The organism is Zhenhengia yiwuensis (assembly GCF_014384995.1).
Lineage (GTDB): Bacteria > Bacillota > Clostridia > Lachnospirales > Cellulosilyticaceae > Zhenhengia > Zhenhengia yiwuensis.
The window spans coordinates 35,376-50,761 of record NZ_JACRSY010000005.1 but is presented as its reverse complement, the minus strand read 5'-3'; the positions used below and the strand labels follow the sequence as shown (position 1 = coordinate 50,761).

At 34.9% G+C, this 15,386-nt stretch carries 14 protein-coding genes and 1 riboswitch; of the genes, 4 read left to right on the top strand and 10 right to left on the bottom strand.

Going from position 1 to position 15,386, the window contains the following annotated elements:
- Window positions 1–80: 80 nt before the first annotated feature.
- The gene (locus H8718_RS04210) at window positions 81–1,565 is read left to right on the top strand and encodes a GTP pyrophosphokinase (protein WP_249331768.1); all 1,485 of its coding nucleotides are present in this window, start codon (window positions 81–83) and stop codon (window positions 1,563–1,565) included.
- Between the two features lie 88 nt (window positions 1,566–1,653).
- On the opposite strand, the gene H8718_RS04205 is transcribed toward H8718_RS04210, so the two are convergent.
- The 8 genes from H8718_RS04205 to H8718_RS04170 all read right to left on the bottom strand — a co-directional run bounded on the left by H8718_RS04205 (window position 1,654) and on the right by H8718_RS04170 (window position 8,830).
- Complete coding sequence (locus H8718_RS04205; protein ID WP_249331766.1) at window positions 1,654–2,634, bottom strand: zinc dependent phospholipase C family protein; 981 nt, start codon at window positions 2,632–2,634, stop codon at window positions 1,654–1,656.
- A 114-nt stretch (window positions 2,635–2,748) separates the two neighbouring features.
- The gene (locus H8718_RS04200) at window positions 2,749–3,798 is read right to left on the bottom strand and encodes a glycosyltransferase family 4 protein (protein ID WP_177670571.1); all 1,050 of its coding nucleotides are present in this window, start codon (window positions 3,796–3,798) and stop codon (window positions 2,749–2,751) included.
- 313 nt (window positions 3,799–4,111) lie between these two features.
- Entirely contained in the window at window positions 4,112–4,741 is a 630-nt protein-coding gene (upp, locus tag H8718_RS04195) for a uracil phosphoribosyltransferase (protein ID WP_177670575.1), read from the bottom strand.
- A 12-nt stretch (window positions 4,742–4,753) separates the two neighbouring features.
- Window positions 4,754–5,188 carry a ribose 5-phosphate isomerase B gene (gene rpiB / locus H8718_RS04190; protein ID WP_177670577.1) on the bottom strand — a complete coding sequence of 145 codons (435 nt, stop codon included), beginning with the start codon at window positions 5,186–5,188 and terminating at the stop codon, window positions 4,754–4,756.
- 83 nt (window positions 5,189–5,271) lie between these two features.
- Window positions 5,272–6,303 carry an L-threonylcarbamoyladenylate synthase gene (locus tag H8718_RS04185; RefSeq protein WP_249331763.1) on the bottom strand — a complete coding sequence of 344 codons (1,032 nt, stop codon included), beginning with the start codon at window positions 6,301–6,303 and terminating at the stop codon, window positions 5,272–5,274.
- 136 nt (window positions 6,304–6,439) lie between these two features.
- On the bottom strand, window positions 6,440–7,018 hold the full coding sequence (locus H8718_RS04180) for a thymidine kinase (RefSeq protein WP_177670581.1): 579 nt from the start codon (window positions 7,016–7,018) through the stop codon (window positions 6,440–6,442).
- A gap of 31 nt (window positions 7,019–7,049) precedes the next feature.
- Window positions 7,050–7,436: an adenine nucleotide alpha hydrolase family protein gene (locus H8718_RS04175; protein WP_249331760.1), complete on the bottom strand. Its 387-nt coding sequence runs from the start codon at window positions 7,434–7,436 to the stop codon at window positions 7,050–7,052.
- A 104-nt stretch (window positions 7,437–7,540) separates the two neighbouring features.
- Window positions 7,541–8,830, bottom strand: coding sequence for a M18 family aminopeptidase (locus H8718_RS04170; RefSeq protein ID WP_249331759.1), 1,290 nt, complete (start codon window positions 8,828–8,830; stop codon window positions 7,541–7,543).
- A 161-nt stretch (window positions 8,831–8,991) separates the two neighbouring features.
- Here H8718_RS04170 and H8718_RS04165 point away from each other — a divergent pair, with 161 nt between their 5' ends.
- Window positions 8,992–11,424 carry a heavy metal translocating P-type ATPase gene (locus tag H8718_RS04165; protein WP_249331756.1) on the top strand — a complete coding sequence of 811 codons (2,433 nt, stop codon included), beginning with the start codon at window positions 8,992–8,994 and terminating at the stop codon, window positions 11,422–11,424.
- Between the two features lie 43 nt (window positions 11,425–11,467).
- Here the strand turns inward: H8718_RS04165 and H8718_RS04160 are convergent, their stop codons facing one another.
- A complete protein-coding gene (locus tag H8718_RS04160) occupies window positions 11,468–12,184 on the bottom strand; it encodes a hypothetical protein (protein WP_177670588.1) in 717 nt (238 codons plus the stop codon).
- Between the two features lie 165 nt (window positions 12,185–12,349).
- On the opposite strand from H8718_RS04160, the gene H8718_RS04155 reads away from it, so the two are divergent.
- On the top strand, window positions 12,350–12,505 hold the full coding sequence (locus H8718_RS04155; protein WP_177670590.1) for a hypothetical protein: 156 nt from the start codon (window positions 12,350–12,352) through the stop codon (window positions 12,503–12,505).
- A gap of 71 nt (window positions 12,506–12,576) precedes the next feature.
- Here H8718_RS04155 and H8718_RS04150 read toward each other — a convergent pair whose 3' ends face one another.
- The gene (locus tag H8718_RS04150; protein ID WP_249331754.1) at window positions 12,577–13,974 is read right to left on the bottom strand and encodes an NAD(P)/FAD-dependent oxidoreductase; all 1,398 of its coding nucleotides are present in this window, start codon (window positions 13,972–13,974) and stop codon (window positions 12,577–12,579) included.
- Window positions 13,975–14,004: 30 nt separating this feature from the next.
- Window positions 14,005–14,108: riboswitch (purine riboswitch) on the bottom strand.
- 304 nt (window positions 14,109–14,412) lie between these two features.
- On the opposite strand from H8718_RS04150, the gene H8718_RS04145 reads away from it, so the two are divergent.
- Window positions 14,413–15,342, top strand: coding sequence for a magnesium transporter CorA family protein (locus tag H8718_RS04145; RefSeq protein WP_249331752.1), 930 nt, complete (start codon window positions 14,413–14,415; stop codon window positions 15,340–15,342).
- The last annotated feature ends 44 nt before the right edge of the window (window positions 15,343–15,386 follow it).

Genomic DNA, 15,386 nt, shown 5'->3' with positions numbered 1-15,386 from the left:
TCGTCATAGTGCATTTATTTCTATCTTTTATAATAAAGCTAGAAAGTTTCATAAAGCACGGATAAAGAGAGGTATAAAAAATGGAGCTAGAAATGTTTAGTTTTATTAATGAAGTATTAGACCATTTAGATGGCATGAGAATTAATTTAGATATTGCAAGTAGAGAATTAGAATATTTCTTTGAAGACATGCTTGAGTCTAGCAATGAAGGCTATTTAAATATTAATTCTCGTGTTAAATCAAAACAAAGTTTAAAAGAAAAAATTCTTCGTTATGATTATTATACAAAGTACAAGACTGTAGAAGGCATGTTTGACCATTTATCAGATCTTATAGGTATTCGTATAGAGTGCAGATTCATAGGTGATGAAAGTACGATTTATAAGCTATTACGTAAATGCTTCAATGTCCCATCTACAGAGTATGAAGGCTACTCTAGCCCAGAAGGTAATCCTAATGTACTATTAGAGCTTAGCAGTAAGCAGCCTAAAAGTCAAAAAAATGGTATGAAGATGTACCGCATAGATGGCAAATATTTATTTGATGATAGATGTATTAATTTTGAGGTACAGATTAAATCATTAGTTAATATATTCTGGAGTGAGATTGAACATAAAGTTATCTATAAAAATTATAATTATATTATTGCAGACCGTTTCTATAAAGATATTATGAGCTCTATTAAAAACAGTTTAACTACTATAGACCAGCAGCTTCTGCTTATCTCTAATCAGTTTGATAGAGGGGATGCAACAAGTATGAGAGGGCGTAAGGCGCAGATGGAGCAGCTTCTTTCAAAAGCACTCTATGATTTATTCGCTTTAAAAATTAAAGAGAGTATAGGGATTCTTGTAGACTTTAGAAAATCCTGTGATACTATTGTAAAATATGTATTTAGAAATGTATTAGGGGATAATGATGATGTATACAATGAAACGATGGTAAGTGTATTTGCAAGGCTTAATGAGATTGAGCATAAAGAAATAGACTTTACAAGTCAGATAGAATTTATGAGAAAATGTAACTTAGAAGATGCATTTAGTAATAAGATTGCACATTTCATCCAAGAGACAGTCAATGATGAATTCCAATGGAATATATTCTTTAGAATCCTATTTGCTATAGAGCCAGATTGTAATGCAGGAGACTTAGAGAAGTTCCTTACATTCTATAAAGAAAGATTTTATAAAGGTGTTAATTTAAAAGGTTTAGAGAAGAAACTTGGAAAAGAACAAACAGCTTATATTATGAATGAGCTAATGAATAGACTAGCAGATCTATTTATAAGAGTAGATACAGTAGAGCTTTTCTATGATAATATTATTGAGCAAATTATAAACATCTTAAATAACATTCTAGATACTATTAACCGCAATATTAATACATATGAGGAATGGGAGAGGGAAGGAGAAATCTACCTAAGACTCTTCGAACTTCGTATAGCTTCTATGTTAGATATGGATGTAGAAGCAGTTAAAGTATTAGACTTCCTAGAAGATGTACGCAAAAGCGAATCGAATATTGAGATTCACAAAAGTATTGTAAAATATATTGATAAACTTTAAAAGGATTGCCACAAGACTATTTACTAAGTTTTGTGGCAATCCTTTTAAGTTACTCTATTCTAATTTCCAATAAAGGCTATTTTAACTATTAAAATTTAAAATATTGCATTGGACGTGTATCAGAAGTTCTAAGACCTGTAAGGTAAGATAAGTTTGGAAGAAGCATTTCAAGTTCTTCTAAAGAGATTTCTGAATTAATAAAGCTATATGCACCTAGAAGGAGAGTAGTTGCCAGTTTATGTGCATTTCTTAATAAATCATGGAAACTGTAAGTATAGACATTACCTGTTACAGGATGAAGCCATACGGCTTTTTGGGTATTAAGATAATCTGTGAATTCATCAACGCAGTCATGATAAGAGAAAGTTGGTGCTAAGGTTGCAATAGATGAAGGCAGAAGAGGCATAGCTGTAACAGCCAGGCTCTTTTTAAGGCCTGTTCTATCATAAGTAAGCCTAAAGTAGTTTCTAAAATCCTCATAAGAATGTTTGAAAATCTGTCCACCATTTGGAATAGCATAAATAGAAAAGAGAAGTTCCTCATAAAGCTCTAAGATAATAGGTGGTAAGCTAAGGTTCTTAAGAATATGCTTATGGATTTTAAAAGTATGTGCTTTACGGTCGAATTTCTCTTCTAGAAGTAAGGCATCAATAGCCACTTCTATACGCTTATGCAGTCCTTGATATTTAGTAGTAGAAGGGTCGTCTAATCTATAGCGTCCGCCTAGATAGAAAATATAAGGATGTGCTGTAATATCAAGCGCATAATGACAAATAAGACCACTGATATAAGCCATACAAGGATTAAACAGCTCAGGAGTATCTATGTGCTTCTTAGCAAAGCAGAGAGCAGAAGATAAAAAATAGCCAGTATGATCTTGATGCATAAGAGAAGCTACTTTAAAATGATTATGTTTTTTGTAAGGAGCATGATAATACATAGGATCAGGGCCTTGGAGACCTATAAAGTAAAGGTTACGGTTATCTTTAATCATTTTATAGAGGGGAGAGTCTATAATATTCTTTGCCTGATCTAATCCGAACAGGTAGTGGGTAATGGTATCTGGCATACTTGTTAACTCCTTCGTTTACAACACTAATTTAAGGTAATTATAGCATTATAGGGAGGAGGGAGATAGAGTATTTTTATAAAAAAAAACACCTAGGAATAGGTGCTTTTTTGTTTAATCTTTTTTATTATCATTATGAGAAGACATAATCTTCAAATTGAAGTAAAGAAGTAGCCCCATAATAATGAAAATAGCTACAATAAATCTAAAATCATGATTGGCTACAGCAATAGCTGAGAGGCCAAATACACCACTAATGGCATAGAGTGTAATAACAGCCTGTTTTTGACTATATCCTCTATCTACTAGACGGTGATGAAGATGTCCTCTATCTGGAGCCGTAATAGGTTTGCCTGCAAGTAGTCTTCTAATAATAGCAAAAGCTGTATCAAATACTGGAAGGCCAAGTACGAGAACGGCCACAACGATTGTAACAATTGTATAGCTTTTTAAAAGTCCAAGTATAGACGTTACAGCTAGGATAAATCCTAGGAAAGTAGAACCTGTATCACCCATGAAAATAGAAGCTGGATTAAAGTTATATGGAAGGAAGCCTAAACAAGATCCAGCCAAAATGGTTGTAAGTAAAATAGCAATAGGATAACCACTATAAATAGAAAGAACCATAAGGCAAAGAGAGGCAATAGAAGAAACACCAGCAGCTAAGCCATCAAGACCGTCAATAAAGTTAACGGCATTGGTGATTCCTACAATCCAAATAACTGTAATAGGTATAGAAAGCATATCTAAGAACATTGGTGCATTTCCAATGAATGGGATAGATATGAAAGGTATAGATACACCAGATAAGGCAACAATCGTTGCTGCTAGAATTTGAATAAGGAACTTAAGCTTAGCACTCAGTTCATAAATATCATCAAAGAAGCCCAGCAGGAAGATAATAAGTGCCCCTGACGTAATTCCGATAACTTGTTTCCAATCTAATACCGTAATAAATTGAATACTTATAAATAAAGTAATCATAAAGCCTGCCACAATAGCAATACCACCCATACGTGGAATTGGTTTGCTATGCATGTCACGTTTTCTAGGATTTGCGATAGCGCCTACTTTAAAGGCGACTTTTTTGGCTACAGGTGTCATTGCAAATGAAATTAAAAATGCTAACACAAAGGCCATTATATATAGACTAGCAAAATTCATGCTTTTCATCTCCTTAACTTATGTAGTCTTATGGTCACTTATAAATGGAGTAAGGTGAATATCAGACTCTTGAAGGAGTTACTGCTATAACTCGTCATGATAATCACCCTCATAAATAATATGCGAAATGCCCATATTAATGATAAGTTTCGCACATAAACTACAAGGTTGATTGTTCACAGAGAGTGTAGCACCAGCCGTAAAGTACCATGCTGAGCAGTTTGTGCGATTGCAATGAGGTAGAAATAAGAATTTTGGTACGCATATAACCTATTATATGAAGCTAATATACGCACCTTTTTTATGAAATGTCTTATTTTGTACCGAATAAACGGTCACCAGCATCACCAAGACCAGGAACGATATAACCGTGATCATTAAGTTTTTCATCAAGGCAAGCAACGTAAATGTTTACATCTGGATGAGCTTCTTGAAGACATTTTAGACCTTCTGGAGCTGCGATAAGGCAAAGGAAGTTAATGTTTTTAGCACCTTTATCTTTGATGAATTGTACAGCTGCAACTGCAGAACCACCTGTAGCAAGCATTGGATCAAGAACGAAAAGATCTCTTTCTTGGATGTCTTGAGGAAGTTTGCAGTAGTATTCTACTGGTTGAAGTGTTTCAGGGTCACGGTAAAGACCAATGTGACCTACCTTAGCAGTTGGAACAAGGTCAAGCATACCATCAACCATACCAAGACCGGCGCGAAGAATAGGAACGATGCTTAAGTTTTTACCAGCAATACGTTTACCAGTTGCTTTTCCAATTGGTGTTTCAAGTTCATAATCTTCAAGAGGAAGGTCTCTTGTTGCTTCAAAACACATAAGTTGTGAAATTTCTCTAACAAGTTCGCGGAATTCTTTTGAACCTGTATCGATGCATCTAAGACGTGATACTTTGTGTTGGATTAATGGGTGATCCATAATAAATACTTTACTCATAATAAAATCCTCCTAGAATTCTTTTTCGATTTGTTCGATACGTCTGATGTGACGTTCATCATTTGAAAATGGTGTATTTAAGAAAGTTTCTACAACTTTAAGTGCATGTCCTACACCGATAACGCGTGCACCAAGAGCAAGCATATTTGCATCATTGTGTTCACGAGTTGCAGCAGCAGAGAAACAATCATGGCATAATGCACATCGAATACCAGGTACTTTATTAGCGCTGATAGAAATACCAATACCTGTACCGCAAATAATAATACCTTTATCACACTGACCGCTAGCTACGGCATGAGCAGCTTTTTTACCATACTCAGGATAGTCTACAGCGTCAGTTGATGTACATCCAAAATCAATGAACTCAATATTTTTTGAGTTCAGGTAGTTAATAATTTCTTGTTTAAGTTCATAACCACCATGGTCACAAGCAAGTGCTAACATAAAAAAATCCTCCGTCAAATTCATAGTTGTTATTGTATAGTATACGCACTAAGAGATTAATTCATTAGTGCATGTAAACTTAGCTAAATTTCAATAATATGATGTCCTGCTGATTTTTCCAATCTATTCATAATTGCACTGCCGATGCCATCTTCAGAAAAAGCAAGTGCATAAACTTTTTGCATGCCTAAATCATCAAAACATCTTAGTGACTCAAATAAATGCGCTGCAAGGTCATTAGGGTGATTGCGGCTTCCTAAACTAATAGTATGAGTCGTTTTAAATAATGTCTTAGTTTCATCATCACATAATACACTAGAACGAATACCATTTTGTGCATCTTCTAAAAGACGTTTGTTGATAGCATCTACAACCTTTTGGCTATTTCCCTTATAAATGACTACATCTGCATTAGGTGAATAGTGAGTATATTTCATACCTGGTGCTTTAGGGGTAGCTTTGGCATCTACACTTAATAAAGCGGGGTCCATGACTACTTCACCTAGTACATCTCTAAGCATTTTTTCTGTAATGCCACCTGGTCTTAAAATGGTTGCAACAGATCCAGTCATATCGACAACTGTTGATTCAAGGCCTACAGAAGAATGACCACCATCGATAATAGCATCTATTTTTCCATTTAAGTCTTCAAATACTCTTTGAGCATTGGTCGGACTTGGTTTGCCTGATGTGTTTGCAGAAGGTGCTGCAAGTGGTAAACCTGTCATTTTAATAAGGAATTGTATAACCGGATGAGATGGAAAACGAATGGCAACAGTAGATAAGCCTCCACGTACACTAGCAGGTACTAAATCAGAAGACTCAAAGATAAGTGTAAGAGGACCTGGCCAAAAGTGCTCCATGAGCAGACGCGCCTTATCAGGAATGCTCTTAACAAGAGGGTTAAGCATTTCTAAGTCCGCAATATGTATGATGAGAGGATTATCACTTGGACGACCTTTAGCTTTAAAAATATTAGATACAGCTTGTTCATTTAACGCGTTTGCTGCAAGTCCGTATACTGTTTCTGTAGGAACAGCAACAAGACCGCCATTTTTTAAAATGTCAGCAGCAGTATGAAGGGCGTTAACATCAGTAATCATTAATGTATTCATGACAATACTCCTATATTTTAGCAGTTAGAAATTTATCTTATATAGTATACCACAAACACTACATAAAAATAATAGCCTGCTATAAAAAAGTGTAAAAATAAAACGAGCCCTGTCAAGGCTCGTCTTATTTTTGGTTTTATTTATCTATTTTATAACATAATCTGCATCTTGCCTCATAGCTTTCAGAAGCACCGATTAAAATAAGCGGATCATTATAAGATGCTGGTTGACCTCCAATTAAGCGTTGCGTAAAGTTAGCTGGTCTACCGCACTTCATACAAATAGCAGTAAGTTTAGTAACATCATCAGCAAGAGCTAAAAGTTCAGGCATTTGACCAAAGCTTTCTGCTTTAAAGTCTTTATCAAGGCCAGCACAGATAACACGTTTACCTTCATTTACAAGTTTCATAATTACACTTACAATTTCACCATCTAAAAATTGTACTTCATCGATACCGATTACTTTTGTTTCATCAGTAACATGTTCAAGTACTTCCTCAATATGGCTAATTGGCACAGCTTCGAGCTGCTTGCCATCATGAGAGCAAATATGATTTTCTAAATAACGGTTATCGATTTTTGGAGTAAAAATAATCGTTGGCATCCCAGCTAAAATGGTACGTTTAAGGCGTCTAATAAGTTCTTCAGACTTTCCTGAGAACATAGGACCGCAAATCATCTCTAAACGACCAACATCGATATAATGTGAATACATATCTTAAACAATCCTTTCGGGTACATAATAATTAATGGTTTTCTCTATCTAATACACATAGCTGAATATCTTTAGGAAGAGATATAAGCTTTTCAAAAACATTAGGAGCCAGTCCGTTTGTACATACTGGTGGTTTTCCTATAACAAGGTGTGTAATAGCATTTTGCGTTATAAAATCACTAATTGTATGAGGAATATCAGTGCTACATAAAAAATGTACTTGGCCACCTAGTTCACTGCCATAGATAAAAAGTTCTTCAAAAAGCTGGCTACTATCTGGCGTCTCAAAAATAGTTTCACCATGCCTGATATGTAGGATATGGAGTTCGCCCCCACTGCTTTTAGCAAGATCATAACCTTTTTTCATAAGGCGTTTACTGTTTTCTTGGATAGTAATACATACGAGTATTTTATTCATGTGCCTACCTCCTAGTTTATGGACTATACCTGCACCTTTAATATCATACAATTAAATTATGAAACTGTATATAGCGATTTGTTAACAAATAATTACCAATTAAATTACAGATTATAAAAAGCAAGCATTGCAGATGTTGTATGAATAAAGTCAGCTGATGCCATAAGCTCGCGAGCAGAGTGCATGCTAAGCATAGGTGTACCAATATCTACTGAACGGATAGCAATGTGTGAGGCGGTAACAGGTCCAATTGTAGAACCACCACGCTCATCAGAACGGTTCACGAATACTTGATAAGGAATATTGTTGCTGTCGCAAAGGTGAGCAAATACACCAAATGAATCACTATCTGTTGTATAGCTACAGCTAGCACTTAACTTGATAGCAGGGCCATTACCTGGAAGTACTTTGTTAGTTGGATCAGATTTTTCTGGGTAGTTTGGATGAAGAAGATGAGCTACGTCAGCAGAGATAATAAAGGAATGAGCAAGTGCTCTAAAGTAGTCTTCACGTGACTTACCAAGGCTTACTGCAATACGTTCAAGAGTTGTTCCTAAAAATGGTGAATTTGCACCTTGTTTAGAGGTACTGCCTACTTCTTCATTATCAAAGCATGCAAGTACGTTAACACCAGAAGCTGAAGAACTGTTTAAAAGGGCATGGAGTCCGCTATAAACCATAGAAAGATCATCAAGACGAGATGCAGAGATAAATTCTTCATTTAAACCTACCATACAGCTTTTTTCTGTCGGGTAAAGGAATAAATCCATTTCAAGAATGTCAGAAGGAGCTACATTAAGTTTTTTAGCAACCTCTTCAAGTATGATATTCCCTTCAAGTTTTTCTTTAACATAAGAAACAACTGGGAGGGTTTCTTTTTGTGCGTTAAGTTTAACACCATTATTTACATCACGGTTCATATGAATAGCCAGGTTAGGAATAATTAAAAGTGGTCTTTCAAGATCCACTAATTTAATAGTTGGTCTAAGTACGTTGTCAGATTTAAGTGCTACACGGCCAGCAGCTGAAAGTGGCCTATCAAGCCATGTGTTGAGAATAGGACCACCGTAGATTTCAGTATTTAATTTGACATAACTTTCAGTAGTCATTTGAGGGTTTGGTTTAATTCTAAATCCAGGGACATCTGTATGTGCACCTACAATTTTAAATCCTTCATTTTCAACAGCAGTACTGTTTACAATAAAGGCAATAACAGCAGATTGATTAGAAGTTACATAGTATTTACCATTTACTTCAAGGTTCCAGTTTGAAGATGGATCTAAGTAAGAGAATCCATTTGATTCTAATTGACTAATAATTGTATCTGCAGCATGAAACATAGATGGACTTTGATCAATGAAAGACATGAGTCCATTTACTAATGTATTAGACATAATAAGCCTCCTTGTATGTGATATTCAAAATATTTTTCAATTAGTATTCTAACAAAAATATGAACATAATAACAGGGAAATAGAAAAAGTATTGACAAAAGGCGATGGTCTGCATATTATAATAATATATGAGCAATCATTCATATGAAAGGAGGAGTAAGATGAAATTTGTATTTAGAATTGAAGGCATTGATTGTGCAAACTGTGGTGCTAAAATAGAGAGAGCTTTAGAAAATGATAAAATGTTTGATGAAGCATATCTTAATTTTATGTTAAAGAAAATAGAAGTACATACAAAGGAAAGCGATGAAAAACGCGTAGAAGAACGTGTAAGACAAATTGCAACACGTGTTGAAAGTGGCGTAACATTAAGTAGAATTGATACAGGGTATAGAGGTGAGGTAGAAGTTCGTACACCAGAAGAGAAGCATGAACATGCACATGGAGAGGCATGCGGATGCGGTGGACATGATCATGAACATAAGCATGAGGTAAAACATGAACATGCACATGGAGAAGCATGTGGATGTGGTGGACATGATCATGAACATAAGCATGAGGTAAAACATGAACATGCACATGGAGAAGCATGTGGGTGTGGTGGATATGAGCATAGACACAGTCATGGAGAAAAACATGAGCATAAACATGAAGAATCATGTGGAGAGAGCTGTGGATGTAGTGGACATACTCGTGGTAGTGTAGAGTGTTCTGTGGATAAAAAAGATAACTTCCCAGTAGGATGTGGCTGTGGATGCACTACGCCTAAATCTAAAGAAAAAGAAAGTAATATGTTAATGCGTATTATTTGTTCTCTAGGACTTTTACTCTTTGGTCTTGTAACAAAGATAGATTTATTTGTGTTTATTTCTTATATTGTTATTGGTTATGATATTGTTTTAAAAGCTATAACAAACATTGCAAAAGGTAAAGTATTTGATGAAAACTTCCTTATGACTATTGCAACGATAGCAGCATTTGTAATTGGAGAACATCCAGAAGCAGTAGCAGTTATGTTATTCTACCAAGTAGGTGAGTATTTCCAATCTAAAGCAGTTGCTAAATCACGTAAAGCTATTGAAGGCCTTATGGATATTAAACCAGAGTTCGCCCGTGTGAAACAAAATGGCAACTGGGTTGTTGTGTCACCAGATACCATTAAAGTAGGTGATGTGATTGCTGTTAGACCAGGTGAGAAAATTCCTCTTGATGGTGTCATTGTAAAAGGTGCAACGACTATTGACCATTCTGCACTGACTGGGGAGTCTGTACCTGTATTTGCTGAGGAAAATAGTGAAGTATTAAGTGGAAGTATCAATATTGAACAGCTTATTGAAATACGCGTTACACAAGTTTTAAGAGACTCAACAGTTTCAAAAATTTTAGACCTTATAGAAAATGCAACAAGCAAAAAAGCTCAAACAGAAAAATTCATTACGAAATTTGCTGCTATCTATACACCAATTGTTGTAATCGCAGCAGTGCTTATTGCCATTATTCCATCACTTATTACAGGAGAGTGGAATCATTGGGTTTATACAAGTATCGTATTCTTAGTTATTTCTTGCCCATGTGCACTAGTTGTATCTATTCCATTAAGCTTCTTTGGTGGAATTGGAGCAGCATCTAAGCAAGGTGTGCTTATTAAAGGAAGTAACTACCTTGAAAGATTAAATGAAGTAGATACTTTTGTAATGGATAAAACAGGCACTATTACAAAAGGTTCCTTTGAAGTTATTGGCATATTCCCAGATAAAAAAGGGTTAGAAGAAGACCTTATAAGCTATGGTGTGCAGTTAGAAAGACATTCTAACCACCCTATTGCAAAGGCCATTGCTAATTATAAAAAAGGCGTAGCTGAAGTAGAGATGACAGGCTTTACAGAAAAAGCAGGTTATGGTTTAAGTGCACTTATTGAAGGTAAGAAGGTTATTGCAGGTAATGAACGCTTAATGGAAGAAGAAAAGATTGTTTACAAAGTACCTAAAGTAGTTGGTACAAGTGTTCATGTAGCTGTAGATGGTGAGTATTTAGGCTGCATTATTGTAGCAGACGTTGTAAAAGAAGAAAGCAAAGCAGCAATTAAAAGGCTAAAAGAAAAAGGCATTAAAAAGGTTATTATGCTGACAGGGGATAAAAAAGAAGTAGCAGACTACATTGGCAAAGAAGTAGGTGTAGATCAGGTTTATGCAGGACTTCTTCCTCAAGATAAAGTAACAAAAGTTCAAGAACTTATTGATAAAGGCGAGAAAGTAGCCTTTGTAGGTGATGGTATTAATGATGCGCCAGTATTAGCATTAGCAGACTTAGGTATTGCCATGGGTGGTATTGGGTCAGATGCAGCAGTAGAAGCTAGTGATATTGTATTAATGCAGGATAACCTCATGCAAGTTGTAAAAGGTATGGATATTGCTAAACAAACTGAGCGTATTGTAAAACAAAATATTATCTTTGCATTAGGCACAAAATTTATTGTTATGCTTCTTGGTATTTTTGGCATAGCTAATATGTGGCTTGCAGTATTTGCTGATGTAGGGGTTTCTATTATTGCTATTTTAAATGCTATTAGAATTCTTCCGCAAAAAAATAAATAATAAAAAATAAGCTGGGCCTTTGAGGGTTCAGCTTATTTTAGTTTCAAGATATAAGAGATAAATAATGTTCTTTAATTTGATAAGCTGTAGCAAGTTCACTAGGTGGAATAGGAATGTCAATGATTTGAAAAGGGCCATAAGGTGTTCCCGGAGCACCATAGACAAATCTAAGGTAATTTTGAACTCCGGTTGTAATCTCGATTTCTTCAAGCATATAACAAGATCTATAGATACTATAAAGTTCATTGTTAAAGTAAATATAGTGATAGTTAATAAGTGCAGTTGTGTATTTTTCAAGTTTACTTACATGATAGAAGTAGACCAATATGCTACATAGGCTACAAAGTATAACTGTTGAAATGATAATAAGTATACTAAGACCTATACTATCAGTTGCAATTGGAAAGATAAGGCCTATAGCCAAGATGAGGCAAAAGACCCCAATAAGAACAATAAGAGAGAGATCTACGTAACAGTCTTCTAAGATTTTATCTTTAACTAAACTAAAGTCACTAGGTTTATAGGACCACCTAGCTAAAATAGGTAATTTATTTTTTTTCATGTTTTCTATAATCATTAGATTTTTGTAGTGCAAAATAAAACCAAATACTCCTATTGCTGCAAGAACTAGCCCGAGACAAAGCGCAATGATGCAGGAAGGATTAGTGGCGTTGAAATGAAAAGAAAATAGTAAAGTTAAGACAAGGCCACAAACAAAACAGATAAAGGATAAAATACATTTAAGAAAATCTTTGCTCATTCCGTCAACCTCCTTTATAAGAAAACGTAGAAAGAGTAAATAGGAGTACTATATTTTATGAAAGAAGCGGTATCTTTGTTACACTTTTACATTAAGCTTTAAGCATGAAAATAGAAATCAAGGAAAGAATAAGTATGAATTGAATTATAATGGAGGTGCTTCATAATGGCTAAAAAAGGTATGAGAAGACCTGATGTAAACGAACCACATGGTACAGAAAGCAATAGTAAATCACATTTTCCTAAAAATGATGTGGAGCCTGTACCAGAAATAGGCGGCAAAGCTAAAACAGGTAATAAAAAGGCTGGAAAGATTTATTAAATAAAATAATAAGCAAAAAAGACTAAGAAATTAAAGTTTCTTAGTCTTTTTGTATTTTTCTTATTCATCTATTAAGAAAGTTTGCGGGCCATAAGGACACCCATTACGGAAGCCATCATAAGACCGCGTGTCCAGCCACTTGAATCACCTAGGCAGAAGAGGCCTGAAATGTTTGTTTTAAGTGTTTCGTCCATTGTAACTTTGTTACTATAGAATTTAATTTCTGGTCCATAAAGTAGAGTTTCTTTACTTGCAAAACCAGGTACAACTTTATCCATAGCTTGGATGAAGTTAATAATATTAAGTACTGTACGATAAGACATAGCAGAAGTTAAGTCTCCAGCCACTGCATCAGGAAGAGTAGGGCGTACATTTGCACGGTCAAGTTCTTCTTGCCATGTACGTTTGCCTTCTAGGATATCCCCGTAGCGTTGTACAAGAATGTGGCCATCACCAAGCATGTTCACAAGTTCAGCGACCTTTTTACCATATGCGATTGGCTCGTTGAATGGTGTACTGAAGTTATGAGAACATAAAATAGCAAGGTTTGTATTATTCGATTTTAAATCTTTATAAGAGTGACCATTTACAATAGCGAGGTCATTATCGTAGTTTTCTTGGCTTACAAAACCACCTGGGTTTTGGCAGAAAGTACGAACTTTATTTTTAAAGGGTTCAGGGTAACCAATAAGTTTTGATTCATAAAGTACAGTGTTTACTTTTTCCATAATTTCATTACGTACTTCAACACGTACACCAATATCTACTGTACCGTTACGATGTGCTACATTGTGCTTAATGCACATTTGTTTAAGCCAGTCAGCACCTTTGCGGCCCGTAGCAACAACAACAGTGTCTGCATATAATGTAGTTTCTTCATCTTGTTTACGAGATGGTGCTATAACCAGTCCTTTAGCTATGCCATTTTCAATCACAAGGTCTTTAGCTACTGTATCAAACATAATCTCTACACCATTTGCAAGAAGGTATTCTTGAATTTTAAGGTAGATTTCTTGAGCTTTTTCTGTACCTAAGTGACGGATAGGACAGTCTACAAGTTTAAGGTTAGCTTCAATAGCTTTTTTACGGATTTCTTTAATTTCTTCATCATTGCCAATGCCTTCTACATGAGGATCAGCACCAAATTCTAAGTAGATACTATCTGTATAGCGGATGAGCTCTTCAGCATTTTTATAACCAATAAGTTCAGGTAAATCCCCACCTACTTCAGGACTTAAAGAAAGTTTTCCATCAGAAAAAGCGCCTGCACCAGAAAAGCCTGTTGTAATGTTACAATATGGCTTACAATTTACACAAATCTCTGTCTTGTCTTTTGGACAGCTACGTTTATCAATACGATGTCCCATTTCTACAATTAATACTTTTTTTGCATTATTTGTTTTTACAAGTTCAAGAGCTGTGAAAATACCTGATGGACCAGCGCCCACAATAATTAAATCATATTTCATGATTCATGCCTCCTCAAATAAAAGTAAATTACAAAAAAGTAATTCACTTATAGCGGTTAGCTCTTTACGGGAGCTAAGTAGAGACATTTGAACCTTATCTTCAAATCTATATAAGCGAATATTAAATAAATAAATTTAATAAATGTTCGGTTTACGAAGAGTATTTTACACCATGAGCAAAAAAAATTCAATATTAAATTTAATTTCTTGACGGCATGTAGTACAATCAACTACTATTAAAAGAGAGTTAGGTTATATTTTTTTGTCTAAATTAAGATACTAAAGGAGAGTGAGTTTCCAGATGGACCTTGGACCGAGTTGTGCCAGGCAGAAAGATTTCAAACTGAATAAAAAATCACTTTCTTTATTAGACATTTGATGCAATAGAGTTTTGTTTTCATGCCTTTTGTCTAATAAGGAGGCAAAGGATGTGGAAACATGATTAAAATGTATAAGACGATAAACGATAGGCTAGAATGCATGCATTCCTTTGAAGCGGGAACATGGATTAATGTAGAGGCCCCTACTGCTAATGAGATCGAGTATATCTCTAAGACTTTTCATATTGCACCTGAAGATTTAAGAGCAGGTCTTGATGAGGAGGAGAGGGCCCATATTAACACAGAGGATAATTATACGATTATTATCGTTGACGTTCCTATTAAAGATGAAGAGGGTATCCATGAATATGTGACGATTCCTATGGAAATTATCATCAGCAATAACTTCATTATGACTATCTGTTTAAAACAGATAGATCTGGTACAAGACTTTATTACAGGAAAAGTAAAGACTTTCTATACCTTCAAGAAAACACGCTTTATTCTGCAATTACTTTATAAAAATGCATCTTACTATTTACAGTACTTAAGATCTATTGATAAAGCAGGAAATAGAATAGAGCAAGAACTGAGCAAATCTATGAGAAATAAAGAGCTTATCCAGCTTCTAGAATTAGAAAAAAGTTTGGTTTACTTTACAACTTCACTACGTGCCAATGAAATGGTACTTGAGAAAATGATGCGTATGGAAAATATTAAACAGTATCCAGAAGATAAAGATTTACTAGAAGATGTTATTATTGAAAATAAACAGGCTATGGAAATGGCCAGTATATACAGTAGCATCTTAAGTGAGACAAGGGATGCTTTTGCTTCGGTTATCTCTAATAACCTAAATGTTGTCATGAAGACACTTACTTCCCTTACTATTATACTTTCTATTCCAACTATGATTTTTAGTCTATTTGGAATGAATGTGCCCTTACCTTTTATGCATGATCCAAAAGCACTTAATTATATTTTATTAGGATGTGTGGTTCTTATTATAATGGGTTCAATTGTTATGTTTAGAAAGAAAATGTTTTAAACAAGGTAGTGCAGTAGAGCTGATACAATAGAAGGGATTAAAGA